The following is a 21,696-nucleotide window of genomic DNA, read 5'->3' as shown; positions in this document are numbered from 1 at the left end:
GAAGGCAATTTCGCATTATGGCACAGGCAATCTTGGCGCCCGGCCCGGAAGAGCGCTACGACCTCGACGCCAACGATGAGAGCCTGCCTGTGTTGCAGGCCTTGATAAGGCAGTACGGCAACACCTGCCGCGTGCCGTCGCGCACGCGAGCCGGCGACGGCCTGCTCATCCAGGACCCCGACGACATCCGTCGCGTTCTTCTTACCAATCGCACCAATTACGTCAAAGGCGCCGGACTCGAACGGGTCCGCGTGCTGTTGGGCAACGGACTGATCGTGAGCGACGGCGAACTCTGGGCACGCCAGCGTCGCATGATCCAGCCGGCATTTCTCGGCAGCGCCAACCGCGGATTCGCGCCGCTGGTGGAGCGCGTCAACGCAGGCCTCGTCGAACGATGGGCCGCCTGCGCCGACACCGGCGAGACCGTCGACATCACTCACGAACTCAGCAGCGTGGCCCTGGACATCGTGCTGCGTGCGCTGTTCAGCACCGATTTCGACCGAATGATCGCGGCCGAGGGCACCAGTCCGTTCGATCTGCTGACCGAGGAAAGCAAGCGCGATCTCCAGTTTGCGGCCCGTTTTCGCGCGCTGACGCGTTTCGTGCGCGCCATCATCGAAGCGCGACGTCAGGAATCGCGCGTCGAGTCCGACTGGCTTTCGATGATGATGCAGGCGCGCGACAAGGAAAGCAGCGAGCCGATGCCCGACCGTGCTCTGGTCGACGAAGTGATGACGCTGATCGTCGCGGGCCACGAAACCACCGCCAGCACGCTGAACTGGACCTGGTATCTGCTCTCCCAGCACCCGGAAGCCGAAGCCGCGCTGCACGACGCCATCGCCGCCAACGCGGCATCGGTTACGGCCGACGACGAGGCCGCGCCGGACGCACCGTCGGCCGCCGCAGGCTACGTCGAGCAGGTGCTGCAGGAAGCCCTGCGTCTGTACCCGCCGGTCTGGCTCTTCAGCCGCCGCGCCATTCAGGACGACACGCTCGGCGGCCATCACGTCGCGGCCGGTACGGACATCTTCATCTGCCCCTACCTTCTTCATCGCGGCGAACACTGGGAGCGGCCGGACGACTTCCTGCCGGAACGGTTCACGCCCGAAGCCGCGGCGGGGCGTCACCGTTTCGCTTTCCTCCCGTTTTCTGCAGGGCCGCGCTTCTGCATCGGCGCCGGGTTCGCGATGGCAGAAATGGCGACGCACCTGAGCATGGTCGCCTCGCGCTTCCGGTTGCAATATGTCGGACCGGTCCCAGCTGAAGCCGAGTTCCAGATCAATCTGCGCACGCGCCATCCGCTCGGGATGCGGCTCGTGACGCGCCAGTAATTCTCTCGTTCCCTTCGTTTCGTTCATGCGACCCCAGATTCCCCAGACCCTCGACGCCATCCTGGCTGCCAATGCCCGCGAAGACCGCCAGATCACGCTGATCGAGGGCGAAAAAGAACAGCGCGTTCTCAGCTTCCAGCGACTGCGGCAGCGAGCGCTCGGCGTGCTCGGCGCGCTGCAGCGCCGGTCGATGCGCCCCGGCGATCGCATGATCCTGTGCCTCGGGGACAACGAGCACTTCCTGGAAATGTTCTGGGCCTGCGTGCTGGGCGGGATCGTGCCGATTCCGCTGGCACCCGGATCTGCCGACGAACATCGCCGCAAGCTGTTGCGCGTCTTCGCCCAGCAGAAGACGGCGACCGTCTATATAGATACACCGTCGCTGGACCGCCTGCATGAATTCGCGGTTGCCAACGGGCTGTCCGACGAATCCGACCGCCTGCGCGCCAACGCGCTGGTCCCCGGCCAACTCGACTTCGGCGACGCGCCCGGCAGACCGGTCGCAGCCGCACCCGACGATCTGGCCTTCGTCCAGTATTCCTCCGGCTCCACCGGCGAGCCGAAAGGCGTGCTGCTGACGCACCGCAATCTCGGCGCCAACATCGCCTCGATCGTCGAAGCCGCCGATTTCTCGGATCGCGACGTCGCCCTGAGCTGGATGCCGCTGTCGCACGACATGGGGCTGATCGGCTTCCACCTGAACATGCTGGCCTGCGGCGCAAGCCACGCGATCATGCGGACCGAGCTGTTCGCCCGCCGGCCGCTGCTCTGGCTCGAACTGGCGAGCGAACGTCGCGCCACGGTGCTCTGCTCGCCCAACTTCGGCTACCAGCACTATCTGCGGCAGTTCGACATCAAGCCGCCGCAACGGCTCGACCTGTCGGCCGTACGGCTGATCTTCAACGGCGCAGAGCCGATTTCCGCCGAACTGTGCCGGCGCTTCTCGCTCGCGCTTGCGCCGCGCGGGCTGAAAGCAAACACGCTTTTCCCGGTCTACGGCCTGGCCGAAGCCAGCCTGGCCGTGAGCTTCCCGAAGCCGGGCAGTCCGCTGGAGACCGTTCTGCTCGACCGCACGGCGCTGCAGATCGGCGAGCCGGTGCGCGTGGTGCCGAAGGATTCGACACACGCGGTCGAGTTCGTGAAGCTCGGTCGCGCGGTGCCGGGAACCGAGGTCAGGACCGTCGACAGTGCAGGCGCACAGGTTGGCGAAACTGCGGTCGGCCACGTGCAGATCCGGGGCGAGAACGTCTCGCGCGGGTATTTCCGGGCGACAGGCGATGACGTGCAGGACGCCGCATCGCAATCCGCCGACGGCTGGCTCGACACCGGCGACCTCGGCGTGCAGATCGACGGCCATCTGGTGATCACCGGCCGCGCCAAGGACCTGATCATCGTCAACGGGCAGAATTTCTACCCGGCGGACCTGGAGCGCATCGCCCAACAGGTGCAGGGCATCGAAGCCAATCGCGTGGCGGCCGTCGGGGTGCGGATGCCGGGCGAAGACACCGAGCTCCTGGCGCTGTTCGTCGTGCATCGCGGCAACCTCGCCGACTTCGTGCCGAAGGCCGCCGAACTGCGGAGCGCCGTCAGCCGGCAGACCGGACTGGACGTCGCGCGCATCGTCCCTGCGCAGACGATTCCGAAGACCACGAGCGGCAAGCTCCAGCGCTACGCCTTGGCCAGGTCCTTCGAACAAGGCGAATTCGCTACAATTCTGGCTGAGTTGGACGTGCTGCTGGTGTCGAAAGATGTTGCGGTAGCGGACGACAGCGAGCCGATGTCCACGGCATCGCATTTGAAGCAGATCTGCGAGCGACTTATTCCGGACATGCAGATCACGCCGGAAACCAATCTGCTCGACATCGATCTCAACTCCCTGACGCTGGCCCGCATCCACGAGGCCATCGAGAGGGAATTCCCACAGAGAATCGAAGTGACCGATCTTTTCGACTATCCGACGCTGGGGCAGCTGGCGACACTCCTGGATACACCGCGAGCCTGAGCGACTGTGCATACCATCGATGACAATTTGAAGTCGGTTCGACTTTCCATACCGCTGTCCGCGCGGTCCCGTAACAGGGCGGGCGGCGCTGGCGCGCCATGCGCGCTACATTTTTAAGCTTTTAGAGTGACGTGGTGCATGCCAAAAGGACAGGAACGGAGCAGTTTCCAATGACGGGAACGACGCTCCACACGCCGACGGTCAGCGGCATTGCGCTGAGAAGCGCGGATTTCCCGACCCTGACCGAAGCGCTCGATTACGCGGCGACTGGTACCTCGGGCTTCAATTACTACGACAGCCGCGACAACCTCACGGCGACCCTTCCCTACTCCGAACTCCGACAGCGGGCCATCGCGGTGGCGCGTCATCTCGCGCCCCTGGGCCGCGGCCAGCGCCTGGCGCTCGTCGCCCACACGCACCCCGATTTCGCCGTCATGTTCTATGCATGCCAGTACGCCGGACTGGTACCCGTGCCGCTGCCGGCCGCCGTGCACCTGGGCGGCCGCGAAGCCTATGTGCGCCATCTGCGCCAGTTGTTGCGCGATTGCGAAGCGGTTGCCGCGTTCGCGCCAGCCGACTTCGTCGGCTTCCTGCAAGAGGCGAGCGAAGGGTTGTCGCTGACGCTTTCCGGCACACTGGACGAATTCCTCGCGCTCGAAGCTGCCGAGACCGATCCTCTCCCGCCGGCGCCGAGTTCGCTGGCTTACCTGCAGTACACGTCCGGCAGCACCCGCTTCCCGCGCGGCACCATGATCACGCAGGCCGCGGTCATGGCCAATCTGCATGCGATCTTCAACCATGGCTTCGCGCTCGGCACCGACGACCGTTTCTGCTCCTGGCTACCCCACTATCACGACATGGGGCTGGTCGGGATCGTGCTCGGTTGCGTGGCGACCCAGCGCTCGGTCGACTATCTGCCGACGCGCGAATTCGCGATGCGTCCACGGCTCTGGCTCAAGCTGATCTCGCGCAATCGCTGCACGATTTCCTTCAGCCCGCCGTTCGGCTACACGCTGTGCGCGCGCCGCCTCCGCCCTGCCGACATCGAGGCGCTCGACCTGTCGTCGTGGCGCGTCGCCGGCGTCGGGGCGGAAATGATCCATCCGGAATCGTTGCGGCAGGTCGCCGAGATCCTGGCGCCCGCCGGCTTCGACGAGCGCGCCTTCCTGCCGTGCTACGGCATGGCCGAATGCGCGCTGGCCGTGAGCTTTGCGCCCGTGGGCGCCGGCCCGCGCAGCGACCTGATCGACATCGACAGGCTCTCGCGCGACGGCGAAGCCCGTCCGCCGGTCGATGGCGAAGCGGATGTCAAGGGCAAATCGTTCATCGATTGCGGCCGTCCGCTGCCGGGTTTCGAGGTGGAGATTCGCGATGGGCACGGCAAGGTGCTGCCTGATCGGCAATGCGGCACCATCTACCTGCGCGGCGCCAGCGTGATGTCCGGCTACTTCGGCAACCCCGAAGCCACTCAGGAAGTTCTCTCCGACGACGGCTGGCTCAACACCGGCGATCTCGGCTACTTCGCCGAAGGCGCGCTCTACGTCACCGGACGCGCGAAGGACCTGATGATCATCAAGGGCCGCAACATCTGGCCGCAGGATCTCGAATACCTGGCCGAGCAGCAGCCCGAAGTCCGCACGACCGATGCATCGGCCTTCACCGTGACAGACCAGGACGACGAAGAAACCGCCGTGCTGGTGGTGCAGTGCCGAGAGATCGACGCGCACAAGCTTGCCGCGCTGGCTGTCAGGCTGAAGCAGGCGATCAATGCCGAGTTCGGCATCCAGTGCCTGATCGAACTGGTGCCGCCGCATACGCTGCCCCGCACTTCGTCGGGCAAGCTGTCGCGCAGCATGGCGCGCAACGATTTCCTCAAGCGTCGCGAGGAGGAAGCTCCGGAAGCCTCGAATGACGCTTCCCCGGAGACAGCGACCTCACAGCAGCGCGATATTGCCTTTACGACCCCTCACTGACGTCATTGACGACGCGACGACCATGACCGAACACAGTATCGCGACCATCGAACAGGCGATCCGCGATGCGCTCTACGCCATTCGCCCCAACGCCGTCGGCCTCGCCGGAGACGCCGACCTGATGCAGGAAGCCGATCTCGACTCCATCGGCGTGATGGATCTCGTCATGGAAATCGAGGATCGCCTCGATCTTTCGATTCCGGTCGAGACCCTGGCAGAGGCACGAACGATCAACGGTCTGCGCGCCGGCATCGGCCAGCTGACGGGCAGCCCTTCGTGAGCCTGCTCGAAAAATTTGCGCCGCAACGGGCGCTGAAGGCCAGCCTCGCCGAATTCGGAGGCGTCGTGCCGATAGCTACGCCGATGGATGCCGTGCACTCGGCGACCTCGGCCACCATCGCCGGCCGGAAGATGATCCTGGCCGGCACCAACAACTACCTCGGGCTCACCTACGACGCCGCCTGCCGCGCCGCCGCCATCGACGCCATCGAAACGCTCGGCACCGGCAGCACCGGCTCCCGGATGGCCAGCGGCAACTACGCCGGCCACCGTGCGCTGGAGCAGGAATTGGCGGACGCCTTCGGCTGGCCTTCCTGCATGGTCTTCTCGACCGGCTACCAGACCAACCTCGGCATGATTTCCGCGCTGGCGGACACAGGCGACTACCTGCTGGTCGATGCCGACAGCCACGCCAGCATCCACGACGGATGCCGGATGAGCCACGCGACGACGATCCGCTTCCGCCACAACGATCCGGAAAACCTCGACCGCCGCCTGGCCCGCCTGGGTACCGATGCGCAACGAGCGCTGATCGTCGTCGAGGCCGTCTACAGCACCCTCGGCGACCGCGCGCCGCTGCGCGAAATCGTCGAGATCAAGCGCAAGTACGGCGCCTGGCTGATGGTCGACGAGGCGCATTCGTTCGGCATCTTCGGCGAGCGCGGACTGGGCCTGGCGGAAGAACTCGGCGTTCTGGACGATGTCGACTTCATCGTCGGCACGTTCTCCAAGAGCCTTGGCGGCGTCGGCGGGTTCTGCCTGAGCCGGCATCCGGAGCTGGAACTGGTGCGCATGGTCAGCCGCCCTTACATCTTCACCGCCTCGTCTTCGCCGCCGTCGATCGCGGCGACGCGCGAGGCGCTGAAGCAGGTGCTGTCGGGCCAACATCTGCGGGAACGGCTCTGGCGTCATGCGCGACGCCTCTATGCGGAAGCCGCGAAGCTCGGATATCGCCTCGGTGCCGACGAGCCGTGCCCGGTAGCCGCGCTGGTCTTCGAAGACCGGTTCAAGGGGCAGGCGCTCTGGCAATCGCTGCTCGACGCCGGCATCTACACCAACCTGATGATCCCTCCGGCCACGCCGGCCGGCCTGAGCATCGTGCGCATCAGCCTGAGCGCAGCACACACCGACGACGACATCTCGCAGGTGATCGCGGCACTGGAATCCGCGCGCGGCTGAGTCATGAGCCCCGAGCGCCGCTTCGCCGTCGTCACGACCTGCCATGCGGGCGGTTACCGCGACTACGGCCGGATCATGGTCGAGACCTATCTCAAGCACTGGCCGGCCGAGGTTCCGCTGATGCTTTATCACGAAGGTTTCGAGCCGCCGTCCGAGCCGGGTCGGCTCGAAACGCACGACCTGATTGCCGCAAGCCCGGCGCTGATGGCTTTCAAGGCGCGGCACGTCGGCAATCCTCGTGCGCACGGCAAGGTGCAGCCCCGGCGACGCCTGCGCATCGGTTCGCTGTCGATCCCGCTGCCGATGCGTGGCCGCAAGGCGCCGTACCGCTGGGACGCCGTCCGCTTCGCCCACAAGAGCTATGCCATCTTCGACGCGGCCCGCCGTACCGACGCCGATACGCTGATCTGGATCGACGCCGACACGCGCTTCTTCGCGGATGTCGACATGGCAGAGCTGGCTGCCCTTGCGCCGACCGACAGTGCCGTGTCGTGCCTGCGGCGGCCCAACCACAGCGAATGCGGCTTCGTCGTCTACAACCTGCGGCATCCGGAAACCCGCCGCCTGCTGGATGAATTCGAGGCCATGTACACCCAGGACCTGCTGTTCGCCGAGCGCGAGTTCCACGACTCGTTCCTATTCGACATCGTCCGCCAGCGGGCGGAAACACGCGGCGCGCGCACCCACGACATCGCGGAAGGCGCCGGTGCCCGGGCGTCGCATGTGCTCATCAATTCGCGCCTCGGCCGTTTCATGGACCACATGAAGGGCGACCGCAAGACCGAAGGCAAGAGCCGTGCTGGCGACCTGCTGGTGAAGCGCGACGAAGCGTACTGGAAGTAATTGCAGTGATGGAAGTGACCATGCCCAACGCCGTCTTCATCCATACCAATCCGAAGCAGATCGTCGGCGCGATGGTGGCGAAGCACGCATTGCAAAGCCGCAGCGCAGCGCCGGAGCGCTTCGGCGTTCATATCATCCAGACGACGGATTTCCCGGCGTTCGCACAGTTCGAAGGTCGCAGCTACCTGCGCGAAGGCAAGCAGACGGTCTGGCGCAACGACGACCTGCAGTCGTTCACGCCGCTGCGTTTTTCCGTGCCGGAGCTGATGAACTACACCGGCCGCGCCGTCCTGATAGACCCGGACATCTTCGCGCTGGGCGACATCAACGAACTGCTCGACCGCGACATGGGCGGCGCTGCGGTGATGGCGCGCCAGATGGAAGGCGACTTCCGCCGGCCGCTGCATTTCGCGTCGAGCGTGATGCTGATGGACTGCGCCAAGCTGCGGCACTGGCAATGGTCGACCGACTTCGAGCGCACGTTCCGCGGCGAGCGCGACTATCGCGACTGGATGTGGCTGCTGCTGGAACCTGCCGGCAGCATCGCGCCGCTCGAATCCGTCTGGAACGACTTCGACCGGCTCACGCCCGAAACCCGGCTGCTGCACAACACGCATCGCCGCACGCAGCCGTGGAAGACCGGTCTGCCGTCCGACTTTACGCCGCGCGGGACGACCTTCAAGTCGCGCGCCGGCATCTGGCTGCGCAAGCTGACCGGGCGCGGCGCCGGGCGCTATCGGCGTCATCCGGATGCGGCGCAGGAGCAGTTGTTCTTCCGGATGCTGGGCGAATGCCTGGAGAGCGGATCGATCGATCGTGCGTTGCTGACCGCGGAAATCGCTCGTGGGCATGTGCGTGCCGATGCGCTGGACTGCGTGGCCCGAGCCATTCGCACAGCCGCCTGAACGCTCGCCGCAGCTAGCGCGGTTTTTCGATCAATGCAGCGATTCGTGCCAGCGTGATTTCGCGCTCCTGACGCGCCAGCTCCGGTGCGATGCCGGTTCCGTCGAACGCACCTGCTTCTTCCAGCGATCGGCGCATCAGATCCAGATCGCGCACCGACGACAGCAGCCCCAGATCCTGCAGCCATTCGAAACTGCGCCCGACGATCGACTGCGGCGCTCGCACCGCCGCCTTGCGCCAGGCCGTCGCCACGCGCCAGCGCCAATCCGGCTGCACCGGCAGATCGAAAGGCACGACCGGCTTCCCGCTGAGCAGCGCCTCGGTCACCATCGATGCGCTGTCCGTCGTGACGACGAAACGGTCGGCGGTCCGGCGCAATGCCGCGTACGGGTTCTCGCCCTGCCCCCAGCGCACGACATGTGACGGCACTTCAAGCGCGCGTTCGATGATCGCCATCGCCGATGCGGGCGTTCGCGGACTGCCGAGCACCCAGGCGCTGCCGCCGTGAGTGCGGACTTCAGCGTTGATCTTTTCAGCGAAGCGCGCTGCAGCAGCGTCGTCGAGCACGAACGGCCGGCTGTCGCCGCCGACCATCGCCAGCGTCCAGGGTCGCGGCATCGCGTCCGAGCGTGCATGCAAATCAGCGGGAAGCGCCACTTCGTCCAAGGTCGACGGCAACAGGAACGGCATGCGATTGATCAGCACATTGGCGCGCGGCGGGACGGCGTACTGCGGCGTGGTGACGACCAGATCGAACCACGACAGCGGCGCCCAAGGCCGGTTGACATGAATCAGCCGCGTCTGCCCGCCAGACTGTTTTCCGATCCACAGCGCAGCCGAAACACTCTTGCGACCGGCGGCCAGCACGGCGCGCGGCCACGGCGGCACAAGCTGCAAATCCTCCTTGGTCTTCCATGCGAGCCGGCTCGCACCCAGCAAAGCGGGCGGCAGGCCGGCCGCGGCATTGAAGCGCAGCGGAACGGATCGATAGGGGATGCCCAGTGCATCGACGATGGCGAGCAACTGCTGGTTGTCGCCATGACGCGTGCCGAGCAGCACCCAGAGCGGCGCGGCACCGTCGATGGATTTCATCGCGCCTGCGGCAACCAGCCAGCCGCGCGATACCAGGCAACGGCATCGGCGAATCCGCTGTCGATGTCGAATTCCGGCGCCCAACCGGTCGGGCGCGCCAGTTCGCCGGGTGCAACGGCCCAGTCGGCATGGCGCAATTCGCGCAGCTTCTGCGTGTTGAGCATGCTGGCGGAACCGGCCAGCCGTGCAATGTCACCGATCAGCGCGACGCCGCGCAACAGCGACGCCGGTGCCTGAACGAAACGCGGTTCGCGATTGCCGACGGCACCCGCAGCAGCGCCGAGCAATCCGCGCCAGCTGTAGCCCTCGGGACGGTCGTCGGCGGCAGTCATGACCCGGCCGTTGGACGATTCCGCGGCGAGCACGGCAATCAGGCGGGCCACGTCGCGCACGTGGATCAGGGCGGCGCGGGCATCGGGCGAACCCATCAGCGGCACGCGGCGCCAGCCGGCGACCTGAAAGAAACGAAGGGTTTCGCGGTCTCCCGGGCCGTAGACCGCAGGCGGTCGCAGAACCGTCACGCGGTCCCCCAGCATATCGAGCGCGGCGCGTTCGCCGGCATGTTTGCTGGCTGCGTAATCGGACAGCGACGGCTCGCGGGCAGCGAGGCTGGAAACCATCACGAAATGGGCGTCGGGGACTCGTCGACGAACGGCATCGGCCAGTCGCTCCACGCCTTTGCAATTGACCTCGAAGAATTCGGCGCGCCGCGCGGCCTTGATCAGGCCGGCGAGGTGAACCACCGCGTCGGCACCGTCGACCAATCGGTCGAGAGCGGCGTCGTCGTTCAGCGATCCGGCGACGACTTCGGGTCTCGATGCACGCCAGGCCGACCCGGAAGGATCGCGCCGCAGCAGCAACCGGACACGCCAGCCCGCCTGCGTCAGCGCCTCGACGGCATGGCGCCCGATGAAGCCTGTGGCGCCGGTGACGGCAGCCAAGGGTCGGACGGCCGACGTTTGTTCGAAATTCGGCGAAGACAGGTTCATTCGGAAGCAAGGAAATTCAGGAGGCGCACAGCAAAAGGCGACGTTCGGACCGCCATAGCTGGTGCAGACCGCAGCATCAGGCAGCCACCCTGATACCCGCTTCGTGCGCCCCACGCGCCGGCCGAACAACGATCTTCACATCCTGATCAAGCGATACAAGCGCCTGCATCAGCCGTTCCAATGAAATGTTCTGAAGTTTGTAGCGGCGAATCTGAGACACCTTGGGCTGCGTCATGCCGGTCAGCGCCGCAACCTTTGACTGTTTCAACCCGAGCGCTTCTATCAAATCGTTTAATTTGACCGCGAGCAAGGCTTTGGCCGAAAGCTCTTCGGCGTCGTCGAATCCAAGGTCGGCAAGAACGTTGTCCGTGCCTTCGCGAAAGATCTTCTTTTGCATTGTTATTTCCCGCTGCGCCCGATGCGGGCCAGCACTGCCTTAAGCCGCTTTTCGATCAGATCCACATCCGGCTGCGGCGTACTGATGCCGGATTTGGATTTCTTCTGGAACGCATGCAGTACATGCACGGCATCACCGACCTGTACCGCATAAACGGCCCTGAAGGTATCGCCCCGATGATCTTCGACAAGCTCGTATACGCCGGAACCGAGCCCTTTCCAAGGCTTTGCCGAAGCTGGCCTTCGCCCGAGTTGCACGACGAACAATGCAACGCCGAGATCTTTCTGCACCGGCACCGGAAACTCCTTGAAGTCTTTCTTTGAAGAGCCTTCCCAGAGCAGCACGTGCCTCAACTCCCTCCCCATACTATATCCGTTCATGTATATTTTTATCTCATCAATGCTGCTTGGTCTACTTTGGCCTTCTCGACGAGTGGGCTTGTTTTTTCCGACTGTTCGGCACGATGGTGGCACGAACTGCCTTTGCCAGATTCGGTGCTAATGTGCTGAGAAGATGAAATCGACCAAGCTCCTCTGCCTCTTGCTGACCGCACTCCCCCTCTTCGCCCAGGCCAAGAACCCACGCGACCGCGAGGAATTGCTTGCGTTCCGATCGGAGAACCCCTGCCCCAGCGACGGCACGATCAAGGGCACGTGTCCGGGATGGCGTGTCGGCTACATCGTCGAGCTGTGCGCCAACGGACAGGACAAGCGCGAGAACATGCGCTGGATGACCGAGGCCGACAGGCTGTTCGTCAAGAATGCGAACGGCAAGAATTGCAAGAAGCTCCGGCGCGCGACGCTGTATCCCTGACGGCTTTTCAGCGAGTTCAGGAAGAAGGCGTGACTTCGTGATTCGCCATCAGCTCCAGCGCCTTCACCAGCGCCGAATGGTCGAGCTGGTCCCAGCCGTTCGCAGCACATGCGCCCATCAGTTGTGCAGCGCCCGCCGTCTGCGGTAGCGCGACGCCGATGGCCTTTGCGCCGGCGAGCGCCAGATTCAGGTCCTTCTGGTGCAGACCGATGCGGAAACCCGGATTGAAGGTCCGCTTGATCATTCGTTCGCCGTGCACTTCGAGAATCCGGCTCGATGCGAAACCCCCCATCAGCGCCTGGCGCACCTTCGCCGGATCGGCACCCGCCTTGCTGGCGAACAGCAGCGCTTCGCCGACCGCGGCGATGTTGAGCGCGACGATGATCTGGTTCGCAACCTTTGTGGTCTGGCCGTCGCCGGTGCCGCCGACGTGCGTGATGTTCTTGCCCATCAGCTCGAACAGCGGTTTCGCCATCGCGAAAGCCGATTCGGTGCCGCCGACCATGATGGTCAGGCTTGCTGCCTTGGCACCGACTTCGCCGCCCGAAACGGGCGCATCCAGGTAGTCGCAGCCGAGATCGGCGATCTGCTTCGCGAAGACTTTCGTCTCGATCGGCGAGATGCTGCTCATGTCGATGACGGTCTTGCCCTTGGTCAGGCCTTCGGCCACGCCGTCCTTGCCGAAAAGCACCGACTGCACGTCGGGCGTGTCCGGCACCATGAGGATGACGACGTCGGCTTTTTCTGCGACTTCCTTCGCGGTGGCGCAGGCGACGGCGCTGGTCGCCGCGATCTCCGCGTTGACCTTGCTGCGCTTGACATAGTAAAGCTCGTGGCCAGCGTTGACGAGGTGCAGGGCCATGGGTGCACCCATGATGCCGAGGCCGATGAATCCGATTTTCATGATGTCGTGTCCTGTTCGATGGAGGTGAATGGATCGGCAGGTCAGTAGGTCGCGCTGCCGCCGGGTGCCGCAGTCGTCGTCGGCTTTGGCGTTCCGGCACGCATGGCCGAAAGCACCTGCTGTGCGCCCGAAGCGATCAGCCGCGCGTCCGAACTCACGGTGACGAACTGGAAGCCTTTGTTGATGCGGCTCAGCGCGCCGGCCGGCGTGCCGTTGTGGATGCCGGCCACGAGTCCGTGCGCCTTCGCGCGTTCGAGGATGTGGTCGATGGCCTGCTGCACCGGCGGATCGACGTCGTCGAACACCGGACGGCAGCCAAGTGCCAGCGACAGGTCCGAAGGGCCGATGTAGACCGCGTCCAGCCCCTCGACCGACAGGATGTCGTCGAGATTGTCGAGCGCCTGCGCGGTCTCGATCATGGCGAAGGTGACGATCTCGTCGTTGGCATGCTGCGCGTAGTCGGCACCGCCGTAGAGCGTGGCGCGGACCGGCCCGAAGCTGCGGGTGCCGCGCGGTGCGTAGTGGGTGTACGCGACCAGTTGCTGGGCCTGCTCGCGCGTGCTGATCATCGGGCAGATGACCCCGTAGGCGCCAGCGTCCAGCGCCTTCATCAGCGCGCTCGGGTCGAGCCAGGGCACGCGAACCACCGGGACGGTGTTGGTGGTCGAGATGGCCTGCAGCATCGGGATCATCGACTGGTAATCGACGACGCCGTGCTGCAGGTCGATGGTCAGCGAATCCCAGCCCTGATGGGCCATCGTCTCGGCCGAGAAGCCGTTCGGAATCGCGAGCCAGCCGTTGACGGCAGCGCCGCCCGATTTCCAGAGCGCGCGCAGCGGGTTTTTTCTCATGAGGTGCTTTCTGTTGTTTGTCTGCTTTTTCAGCGATCGAACGCAGGCCGCTTGGGATCGAATTTCCAGCCCGGAATCAGGCCCTGCATCGCAGTCGCATCATCGCGCGAACCGAGGCCGTGCTGCTTGTAGAGCTGGTGCGCCTTCTCGATCTCGACCATGTCCAGTTCGATGCCGAGGCCCGGCTTCTTGGGCACCTGCACATGGCCGTCGACGATCTGCAGCGGCTCCCTGGTCAGGCGCTGGCCGTCCTGCCAGATCCAGTGCGTGTCGATTGCCGTGACGCGGCCCGGCGCGGCGGCGCCGACGTGCGTGAACATGGCGAGCGAAACGTCGAAATGGTTGTTCGAATGGGAGCCCCAGGTCAGGCCCCAGTCGCGGCAGGTCTGCGCCACGCGCACCGAGCCGGCCATGGTCCAGAAATGCGGGTCGGCCAGCGGAATGTCGACCGACTGCAGCGACAGCGCATGCACCATCTGGCGCCAGTCGGTGGCGACCATGTTGGTGGCTGTCGGCAGGCCGGTCGCGCGGCGGAATTCAGCCATCACTTCGCGGCCGGAGAAGCCGTCTTCTGCACCGCACGGATCTTCGGCATAGGCGACGACGCCGCGCATGTCGCGCATCAGGCGGATCGCATCCTTCAGCAGCCAGCCGCCGTTCGGGTCGAGTGTGACGCGGGCCGTGGGAAAGCGCTCGTGCAGGGCGACGATGGCTTCGACTTCTTCGTCGCCACGCAGCACGCCGCCCTTGAGCTTGAAGTCGTTGAAACCGTACTTCTCGCGTGCGGCTTCGGCCAGGCGGACGATGGCTTCCGGCGTCATGGCTTCTTCGTGGCGCAGGCGGAACCAGTCGTTGTCGGCGTCCGCATCGGTCACGTACGAGAGATCGGTCTTCTTCTTGTCGCCGACGTAGAAGAGATAACCGAGCATTTCGACGGATTCGCGCTGCTGCCCTTCACCGAGCAGCGCAGCCACCGGCACCTCCAGATGCTGGCCGAGCAGATCGAGCAGCGCCGATTCGATGGCGGTCACCGCGTGGATCGTCGTGCGCAGATCAAAGGTCTGCAGGCCGCGCCCGCCGCTGTCGCGGTCGGCGAACTTGGTCTGAATCTCCTGCAGCAGGCGCTGATGCGAACCCAGCGGCTGACCGACGACCAGCGGCGCCGCGTCTTCGAGCGTCTGGCGGATCTTCTCTCCGCCCGGCACTTCGCCGACGCCGGTGCGGCCCGCGCTGTCGGTGAGGATCAGGATGTTGCGGGTGAAAAACGGCCCGTGCGCGCCGCTCAGGTTCAGCAGCATGCTGTCGCGGCCGGCGACGGGGATCACGCGCAGCGCGGTGACGATCGGTGTGGAGGACGAGGACATTGAATTGTTTCGGAGCTGAATGTTGAGGGGTCGATCAGTCGATCGAGATCTTTCCGGTTTCGATGACCTTCTTCCACCGCGCGGACTCCTGTTGCTGGAACGTGGCGAACTGAGCGGGCGTATTGGCGACCACCTCGAGGCCGATGGCGGTGAACTGCTGCTTCACGGCCGGGTCGTTCAGCGCAGCCGCCATGGTGTCGTGCGCCCTGGCCCGGATGTCAGCAGGCAAACCCTTGGGTGCGACGATCGCCTGCCACGAATACACCTCGACGCCCTTCACGCCGGCCTCGGCCATCGTCGGCACGTCCGGCAGCACCGGCGAACGCTTCTCGCCCGTCACGGCCAGCGCCTTCAGCTTTCCGGCCTTGATGTTCTGCACCACTGCATTGACGTTCTGGAACGAGCCCTCGACCTGGCCGCCGAGCAGATCGGTAATGGCCGGTGCGCCGCCCTTGTACGGAACATGCAGGCCGGTGGTGCCGGTCTGCTGCCAGAAAAGCTCGGCCGTGAGGTGATCGCTGGAGCCGTTGCCCGACGATGCGAAGGTCATCTTTCCCGGGTTCTTCTTCTCGTACGCGATCACGTCGGCCATCGTGTTGTGCGGCGAATTCGCCGGGACGACGAGCACGTTCGGCGCCTGCACCGCTACGGTGATGGTGTCGAAATCCTTCAGCGCGTCGTACTGCATGCCCTTGATGAGATGCGGCGCGATCACCAGCGGGCCGAGCGAAGTCACCAGGAACGTCGTGCCGTCGGGCGCCGAACGCTTGACCTGCGTCGCGCCGATGGTCCCGGTGGCGCCGGCCTTGTTGTCGACAAGGAACGGCTGGCCGAGCGTATTCGTCAGGCGCGGCGCGATGGCGCGCGCCACCATGTCGGTCGAACCGCCTGCCGGGAACGGTACGACGAGCGTGACCGGCTTCGTCGGCCAGGTCTGGGCGAACGCACCGGTGGCGAACAGAACGCCGCACGCCAGCGCAGAAAAAAATTTCCTCATGAATTTGTCTCCGTTGATTCGGTTTTTCACAAACGCGCCGAACCGCGATGGTAGCGCTACCGTATTGGGACAATGGTAGCGCTACCTTTTCTGAAGTCAATGAGTTGAGGATCGGTAGTTACCCGAATCTCCGCCGCGAGAAAAGTCAGGCGCTGTCGCGTTCCACGATGCTGAAACCGACGTCGACGACGGCCGGACCGGCAGACCGCTTGTCCGCCCGATCGATGATGAATCGCGCCGCCTGCCTGCCGATCGCGTCGCTGTCGATCCGCACCGATGTCAGGGACGGGTCGAGGTCGGCCGCGAATTCGAGATCGCCGAAACCGACGATGGCCAGCTGCGTCGGCACTGCGATGCCGCGCGAACGCGCTTCGACCATCACGCCGAGCGCCAGCAGGTCGGAACTGCAGAAGACGGCGTCGATTCCCTGGCCTGTCGCCAGCAATTCGGCCAGGGCCGCTCGGCCGCTTTTCAGCGTCGTCGGTGCGGGCACGTTCACGACGCGCACGGCCGCAAGCCCGGCTGCGCGCGCTGCATCCTCGAAAGCCTGCTGCCGACGACCGGAACGCTCGTCGTCGCCGGCGATCATCGCCAGCGCGCGCCGGCCCTTCGCCTGCAGATACGTGACGACCGCCAATCCGACATCGGCATGCGAGAAGCCGACCAGCATGTCGAGCGGCGTCTCGGTGAGGTCCCAGGTCTCCACGACCGGAATGCCGGCAGCCAGCAGTCGCTTGCGCCCCTGCGGCGAATGCATGATCCCGGTCAGCACGATGCCGTCGGGACGCCGCGCGATGATGGCTTCGAGCAGATCGTCTTCGCGCGAATCCACGTAACCGCTCTGGCCGAGCATGAGCTGGTAGCCCTCGTCGGCCAGCGCCTGCGTCAGCGCCTGGATGGTCTGCAGGAAAACCGGGCCGGCGATGGTCGGCACGACGGCCGCGACCAGCCGGCTGCGAGTCGATGCCAGTCCGCCGGCCAGGCCGTTGCGTACATAGCCGGTGTTGCTCACCGCCTCGGCAACTTTCCGGAGAACTTCCTTCGAGACCCGCGACGGCGAACTCAGCGCGCGAGACGCGGTGATCGGCGCCACGCCGGCCAGCTTCGCGACGTCGTGCAACGTGACTGCGCCACTGCCCCGGCGGGCGCGGCGGGGTCCGGAAACGGATTCGGAAGCGGCTTCGGATGTCATGTTTTCATTCTAGGAAACACCGACCTTAGGGTGATCCCTGTAGGTAGTCGGTTATGCCCTTTTGAGATACCCATATTCCTAGAATTTCTCATCAGTCCGGCAAAGATCGGACTGAAACGATGGAGACGACACGATGAGATTCATTCCAGTGGTGCAGGCCGAGGCACCGATCATTCCCGGCGTGCGCGAACCCGGCCTCACTCGCCGCACGCTACTCAACGGCACCGGCATTCTTTTCGGAACGCTGGCAGTCGGAAGTTCGCTGGCATTGCTGGCGCCTTCGACGGCCTGGGCACTCGAGCTGAAAACGCTGTCGCAGCAGGAAGGCGAGAGCCTGCTGCAAATGGGCCGCGTGCTGTTCCCGCACCCCAATCTTCCGGATGCGGTCTATGCGCTGCTGGTCAAGGACCTGGACACCGGCGCCGCAGCCAGCGCGGCATCCGCGAAGACACTCAAGGACGGCATCGCCCAGCTCGATGCGGGTACCGGCGGCAGCTTCTTGAAGGCGGATCCGGCGCAGCGGCTGGCAACCGTCAGGTCGCTGTCGGGCAAGCCGTTCTTCAATACCGTGCGCGGCAAGGCCGTGACTTCGATCTACGACAACGAAATGGCTTTCGCCGTGTTCGGCTACCCCGGCTCCGCCTGGGAAAAGGGTGGCTACATCGTGCGCGGTTTCCAGGACCTGGCCTGGCTGCCCGATCCGTCGGTCGAGGCAAGTCCGCCGCCTTTCCTGGGCTGAAGCACGGTGCCGCGAGGGCACACATCCAACATAACAGCGCTGGCGATTGCCAGGCGCCATAGGAGACATCATGGCTAAATTCGACTTCGGCGACGAATCGGTCGTCGTCATCATCGGTTCGGGCGCGGGCGGCGGCACGCTCGCCAACGAACTTTGTCAAAAGGGCATCAAGGTCGTCGTGCTGGAAGCGGGCGGCAAGCAATCCAATGCCAGCTTCATCAACGACGAATGGAAGTCGTTCAGCCAGCTGGCCTGGACCGACAAGCGCACCACGTCGGGAAGCTGGCGCATAGCCAAGGATTTCGCTGAACTGCCCGCTTGGATCTGCAAGACCGTGGGCGGCACCACGACGCACTGGGCCGGCGCATCGCTGCGTTTCCAGCCGCACGAGTTCAAGACGCGCACGACCTACGGCGGCCTCGCAGGCAGCAACCTGCTCGACTGGCCGATCACGTACAAGGACCTGGAGCCGTACTACGCACGCGCCGAGAAGAAGATGGGCGTGACCCGTACCAACGACATTCCAGGCCTGCCCGGAAACAACAACTTCAAGGTGCTCTACAACGGTGCGACCCGCATCGGCTACAAGGAAGTGCACACCGGCAACATGGCGATCAACAGCCAGCCGCGCGACAACCGCGGACGCTGCATGCAGCTTGGCTTCTGCTTCCAGGGATGCAAGAGCGGCGCGAAGTGGTCGACGCTGTACACCGAACTGCCCGCGGCCGATGCCACCGGCAAGTTCGAGCTGCGCGCCGAGGCGCATGCCACCCGCATCGAGCACAACGCGGCCGGCCGCGTCAACGCGGTCGTCTACCGCGACGCCGCCGGCAAGGAACAGCGCCAGAAAGCCCGCGTCGTGTGCGTGGCCGGCAACGCGATCGAAACGCCGCGCCTGCTGCTGCTGTCGGCATCGAACAAGTTCAAGGACGGCCTGGCCAACTCTTCCGGCCAGGTGGGTCGCAACTACCTGCGTCATACCACCGGCTCGGTCTACGGCGCGTTCAAGGATCCGGTGCACATGTACAAGGGCACGACGATGGCCGGCATCGTGCGAGACGAGGCGCGTCACGACACCCGCCGCGGATTCGTCGGCGGCTACGAGCTGGAAACCATTTCGCTGGGCATCCCGTTCATGGCGGCCTTCCTGGATCCGGGTGGCTGGGGCGAGGACTTCGCCTGGTGGATGGACAACTACACGAACCTGGCGGGGCTCTGGATCGTGGGCGAGGACATGCCGCGCGAAAGCAACCGCATCACCCTGAATACCGACGTGAAGGACCAGTTCGGCAGCTACGTGCCCAACGTGCACTTCGACGATCACCCCAACGACGTCGCCATGCGCGAGCACGCCTACAAGCAGTCGGAGCAGCTCTACGCGGCCGCCGGTGCAACCAGGACCTTCCGCACGACGCCCTATCCGTCCACGCACAACATGGGCACCTGCCGCATGAGTGCGAAGCGCCAGGACGGTGTCTGCAATGCGTGGGGACAGACCCACGACATTCCGAACCTGTTCATCAGCGACGGCAGCCAGTTCACGACCGGCGGCGCGGAAAACCCGACCCTCACGATCGTCTCGCTGGCGATCCGGCAGGCCGAGTACATCGCCGGTCAGATGACGCGGCGCGCGATCTGAACCGAACCGGACTGGAGAACCTTTCATGTGCGATTTTTTCATCACGGCGGACCCCATCCTGTACGAATCGAGAACCCGGACCGTGCGCATACACGGCGTGTCGACCAGCATCCGACTGGAAAATTTCATCTGGGACACGCTGGCCGGCCTGGCGGAAGAAGAAGGGATGTCGACCAACGCGCTCATCATGAGCTTCCACGACGAGATCCTGCGGCACCGGGGCGACGTGCTCAACTTCACGTCGTTCCTTCGCGTCACCTGCCTGCGCTATCTCAAACGCAAATGCGACCGCCTGAGCGCGCAGGTCGATACCGTTGCCAACGACCGGATCGCGACACCTTCCCCATTGCCTTCGTCGCTGCCCGCGATGACATCGATCGGCAAGATCACGCACTGAACAAGCCCTGAGCACGATGGCAAAACTGATCCACACCATGATCCGCGTCCACGACCTGGACGCCTCGCTGGCTTTCTACCGCGACGTGTTCGACATGACACCGTCGCACCGGCTCGACTTCCCCGACTTCGCGCTGGTCTACCTGCGAAACCCGGATGGCGATGCCGAGATCGAACTCACCTGGAACAAGGGCCGCGACACGCCCTACACCCACGGCGACGGCTACGGTCATATCGCCTTCGTCACGCCCGACGTGAACGAACGCCACGCAGAACTGGTCGCGGCCGGCCGATCGCCCCTGCCGGTCAAGGAATTCAAGGATGGCGAGAATCTCATCGCCCGCTTCTTCTTCATCCTCGACCCCGACGGCTACAAGATCGAAGTGCTGGAAACGCACGGTCACTATCGCTAGACAACAGCTCTCTCACAGATCTCCCACGCCTCTCCCTCATGAAATTCATTCCAGTAAAAACCGCCCTCGTCGCTCTGCTGATGGCCGGTGTCTGCGCAAGTGCCAGCGCTGCCGTCGACGCTGCCAAAGCCAAGGAACTGGCGACGAAGAACGCGTGCCTCGGCTGCCATGCAATAGCCTCGCGCATCCTCGGCCCCTCCTACAAGGAAGTCGCTGCGCGCTACGAGAAGGACAAGAGCATCGACGCCAATGCGCTCGCGGCACGGATACGTTCCGGCGGCAAGGGAAAGTGGGGCGCGATCGAGATGCCGGCGCAAGCGGGGCTCAGCGACGCCGACGCAAAGGTGTTGGCCGAGTGGATCCTGTCCGATCCGAGCAAGTAGTAAAGAGCGAGAGCGGCCCGGTCTGCCGCCTGTGGAAAGCACCGCGCTGGCAGACGCCTCGATTGCTCTTTGACCAACCACAGGCCGGTTCGACAGATCGCGACCGACATGCGTCCAACGACGCATTCCGATGATGCTTAGGCGCAAAGCTTCGTTGGACTGACAGAGCGGCGGCCCTAGAGTCCGCGGCATGTCCTACCTTCCCCAACGCCGTGCCGTCAGCGGCCTCCTCGTGACGCTGCTGCTCGCCAGCGGCGTCCACTCCGCCAATGCCGAAGACCTCCGCATCGGCTTCATGCCGGGTCCTTATCGCGACGCCTTCACGAAGGGCATCGAGCCGCTGCTCGCCCGCAAGGGCTACACCGTCAAGTACGTCGAATTCAGCCAGGGCGTGCAGCCCAACGATGCGGTCGAGCGCGGCCATATCGACGCCAACATCTTCCAGCACTCGCTCTACCTGAACGCCACCAACGAGCGGCAGGGCTTCAACCTCGTGCCGATCGTGCATGTGCCGACGCCGCCGATGGGTCTTTATTCGCAACGCCACAAGACGCTCGATGCGGTGCCCGACGGCGCCACCGTCACGCTGCCCGCGGACCCGGTGAACGGCGCACGCGCCCTGAACATCCTTGCGGCCATCGGCTGGATCGAACTGAAGCCGGGCGTCAGTCCGGTGAACGTCTCGGAGCGCGATGTCGTCGCCAATCGCAAGCGGCTGCGCTTCGTACCGCTCGACGCGGCCCAGGCGGCGCGGTCGCTGGCCGATGCCGATCTCGCGGCCGTGCAGGGCAACTATGCCGTGGCCTCGGGGCTGAAGCTCACCGAAGCCCTGAAGCAGGAAGACATGACGTTGCCGTACATCAACGTCGTGGCAGTCAAGCGCGGCAACGAGAGCACGAAGTACGCGAAGGACATCGTGCTGGCCTACCAGTCGGCGGAGTTCCAGCAGGTGTTCCAGGCCAACCCGGCATGGGCCGGCTACAAGCTGCCCGACTACTTCGCGAAGTGAAGCCGAGC

General features: G+C 64.8%; 23 protein-coding genes. 14 read left to right on the top strand and 9 right to left on the bottom strand.

Translation table 11 applies throughout. The annotated features are described in order from the left end of the window. The first annotated feature begins 17 nt into the window (after window positions 1-17). From ACSFA3_RS13555 to ACSFA3_RS13525, 7 genes are all read left to right on the top strand, one after another. The gene (locus ACSFA3_RS13555; RefSeq protein ID WP_435505960.1) at window positions 18-1,331 is read left to right on the top strand and encodes a cytochrome P450; all 1,314 of its coding nucleotides are present in this window, start codon (window positions 18-20) and stop codon (window positions 1,329-1,331) included. A 25-nt stretch (window positions 1,332-1,356) separates the two neighbouring features. Next, on the top strand, window positions 1,357-3,333 hold the full coding sequence (locus ACSFA3_RS13550; protein ID WP_435505959.1) for a non-ribosomal peptide synthetase: 1,977 nt from the start codon (window positions 1,357-1,359) through the stop codon (window positions 3,331-3,333). A gap of 170 nt (window positions 3,334-3,503) precedes the next feature. Continuing rightward, window positions 3,504-5,306 carry a fatty acyl-AMP ligase gene (locus tag ACSFA3_RS13545; RefSeq protein ID WP_435505958.1) on the top strand — a complete coding sequence of 601 codons (1,803 nt, stop codon included), beginning with the start codon at window positions 3,504-3,506 and terminating at the stop codon, window positions 5,304-5,306. 22 nt (window positions 5,307-5,328) lie between these two features. Further along, window positions 5,329-5,586 carry an acyl carrier protein gene (locus ACSFA3_RS13540; RefSeq protein WP_435505957.1) on the top strand — a complete coding sequence of 86 codons (258 nt, stop codon included), beginning with the start codon at window positions 5,329-5,331 and terminating at the stop codon, window positions 5,584-5,586. After that, window positions 5,583-6,764, top strand: a complete 1,182-nt coding sequence (spt, locus tag ACSFA3_RS13535; protein ID WP_435505956.1) for a serine palmitoyltransferase — start codon at window positions 5,583-5,585, stop codon at window positions 6,762-6,764. Before ACSFA3_RS13540 ends, spt begins: the two co-directional genes overlap by 4 nt. Before the next feature lie 3 nt (window positions 6,765-6,767). Then, window positions 6,768-7,607, top strand: a complete 840-nt coding sequence (locus ACSFA3_RS13530; protein ID WP_435505955.1) for a hypothetical protein — start codon at window positions 6,768-6,770, stop codon at window positions 7,605-7,607. Window positions 7,608-7,627: 20 nt separating this feature from the next. Then, the gene (locus tag ACSFA3_RS13525; protein WP_435505954.1) at window positions 7,628-8,512 is read left to right on the top strand and encodes a hypothetical protein; all 885 of its coding nucleotides are present in this window, start codon (window positions 7,628-7,630) and stop codon (window positions 8,510-8,512) included. A 13-nt stretch (window positions 8,513-8,525) separates the two neighbouring features. Here the strand turns inward: ACSFA3_RS13525 and ACSFA3_RS13520 are convergent, their stop codons facing one another. The 4 genes from ACSFA3_RS13520 to ACSFA3_RS13505 all read right to left on the bottom strand — a co-directional run bounded on the left by ACSFA3_RS13520 (window position 8,526) and on the right by ACSFA3_RS13505 (window position 11,353). After that, on the bottom strand, window positions 8,526-9,602 hold the full coding sequence (locus ACSFA3_RS13520; RefSeq protein WP_435505953.1) for an ELM1/GtrOC1 family putative glycosyltransferase: 1,077 nt from the start codon (window positions 9,600-9,602) through the stop codon (window positions 8,526-8,528). Beyond that, window positions 9,599-10,543: an NAD-dependent epimerase/dehydratase family protein gene (locus ACSFA3_RS13515; protein WP_435505952.1), complete on the bottom strand. Its 945-nt coding sequence runs from the start codon at window positions 10,541-10,543 to the stop codon at window positions 9,599-9,601. The genes ACSFA3_RS13520 and ACSFA3_RS13515 overlap by 4 nt, the downstream gene beginning before the upstream one ends. 124 nt (window positions 10,544-10,667) lie before the next feature. After that, the gene (locus ACSFA3_RS13510) at window positions 10,668-10,988 is read right to left on the bottom strand and encodes a helix-turn-helix domain-containing protein (protein WP_435505951.1); all 321 of its coding nucleotides are present in this window, start codon (window positions 10,986-10,988) and stop codon (window positions 10,668-10,670) included. A 2-nt stretch (window positions 10,989-10,990) separates the two neighbouring features. Further along, window positions 10,991-11,353: a type II toxin-antitoxin system RelE/ParE family toxin gene (locus tag ACSFA3_RS13505; protein WP_435506226.1), complete on the bottom strand. Its 363-nt coding sequence runs from the start codon at window positions 11,351-11,353 to the stop codon at window positions 10,991-10,993. A 175-nt stretch (window positions 11,354-11,528) separates the two neighbouring features. On the opposite strand from ACSFA3_RS13505, the gene ACSFA3_RS13500 reads away from it, so the two are divergent. After that, window positions 11,529-11,801 (top strand): HNH endonuclease, encoded by a 273-nt coding sequence (locus ACSFA3_RS13500; RefSeq protein WP_435505950.1) that lies wholly within the window; start codon window positions 11,529-11,531, stop codon window positions 11,799-11,801. A gap of 16 nt (window positions 11,802-11,817) precedes the next feature. On the opposite strand, the gene glxR is transcribed toward ACSFA3_RS13500, so the two are convergent. The 5 genes from glxR to ACSFA3_RS13475 all read right to left on the bottom strand — a co-directional run bounded on the left by glxR (window position 11,818) and on the right by ACSFA3_RS13475 (window position 17,109). Beyond that, window positions 11,818-12,708: a 2-hydroxy-3-oxopropionate reductase gene (gene glxR, locus ACSFA3_RS13495; protein ID WP_435506225.1), complete on the bottom strand. Its 891-nt coding sequence runs from the start codon at window positions 12,706-12,708 to the stop codon at window positions 11,818-11,820. A gap of 38 nt (window positions 12,709-12,746) precedes the next feature. Beyond that, a complete protein-coding gene (locus tag ACSFA3_RS13490) occupies window positions 12,747-13,556 on the bottom strand; it encodes an HpcH/HpaI aldolase family protein (protein ID WP_435505949.1) in 810 nt (269 codons plus the stop codon). Window positions 13,557-13,585: 29 nt separating this feature from the next. After that, on the bottom strand, window positions 13,586-14,920 hold the full coding sequence (gudD, locus tag ACSFA3_RS13485) for a glucarate dehydratase (protein ID WP_435505948.1): 1,335 nt from the start codon (window positions 14,918-14,920) through the stop codon (window positions 13,586-13,588). A gap of 34 nt (window positions 14,921-14,954) precedes the next feature. Continuing rightward, a complete protein-coding gene (locus tag ACSFA3_RS13480) occupies window positions 14,955-15,917 on the bottom strand; it encodes a Bug family tripartite tricarboxylate transporter substrate binding protein (protein WP_435505947.1) in 963 nt (320 codons plus the stop codon). A 145-nt stretch (window positions 15,918-16,062) separates the two neighbouring features. Then, complete coding sequence (locus ACSFA3_RS13475; RefSeq protein WP_435505946.1) at window positions 16,063-17,109, bottom strand: LacI family DNA-binding transcriptional regulator; 1,047 nt, start codon at window positions 17,107-17,109, stop codon at window positions 16,063-16,065. Between the two features lie 133 nt (window positions 17,110-17,242). Between ACSFA3_RS13475 and ACSFA3_RS13470 the strand changes: the two genes are divergently transcribed. The 6 genes from ACSFA3_RS13470 (at window position 17,243) to ACSFA3_RS13445 (ending at window position 21,688) form a co-directional block, all read left to right on the top strand. Beyond that, the gene (locus ACSFA3_RS13470; RefSeq protein ID WP_435505945.1) at window positions 17,243-17,848 is read left to right on the top strand and encodes a tat (twin-arginine translocation) pathway signal sequence; all 606 of its coding nucleotides are present in this window, start codon (window positions 17,243-17,245) and stop codon (window positions 17,846-17,848) included. A gap of 70 nt (window positions 17,849-17,918) precedes the next feature. Beyond that, window positions 17,919-19,487 carry a GMC family oxidoreductase gene (locus ACSFA3_RS13465; RefSeq protein WP_435505944.1) on the top strand — a complete coding sequence of 523 codons (1,569 nt, stop codon included), beginning with the start codon at window positions 17,919-17,921 and terminating at the stop codon, window positions 19,485-19,487. Window positions 19,488-19,512: 25 nt separating this feature from the next. Then, window positions 19,513-19,884, top strand: a complete 372-nt coding sequence (locus ACSFA3_RS13460; protein ID WP_435505943.1) for a ribbon-helix-helix domain-containing protein — start codon at window positions 19,513-19,515, stop codon at window positions 19,882-19,884. Between the two features lie 16 nt (window positions 19,885-19,900). Then, the gene (locus ACSFA3_RS13455; protein ID WP_435505942.1) at window positions 19,901-20,296 is read left to right on the top strand and encodes a VOC family protein; all 396 of its coding nucleotides are present in this window, start codon (window positions 19,901-19,903) and stop codon (window positions 20,294-20,296) included. 38 nt (window positions 20,297-20,334) lie between these two features. Further along, entirely contained in the window at window positions 20,335-20,679 is a 345-nt protein-coding gene (locus tag ACSFA3_RS13450; protein ID WP_435505941.1) for a c-type cytochrome, read from the top strand. Window positions 20,680-20,869: 190 nt separating this feature from the next. Beyond that, complete coding sequence (locus ACSFA3_RS13445; protein WP_435505940.1) at window positions 20,870-21,688, top strand: MetQ/NlpA family ABC transporter substrate-binding protein; 819 nt, start codon at window positions 20,870-20,872, stop codon at window positions 21,686-21,688. Window positions 21,689-21,696: the final 8 nt, after the last annotated feature.

The organism is Variovorax glucosi, from assembly GCF_051216695.1.
Classification (GTDB): Bacteria; Pseudomonadota; Gammaproteobacteria; order Burkholderiales; family Burkholderiaceae_C; genus Variovorax.
Note: the sequence above shows the minus strand (reverse complement) of the source record. Positions and strands in the feature narration are given on the sequence as shown.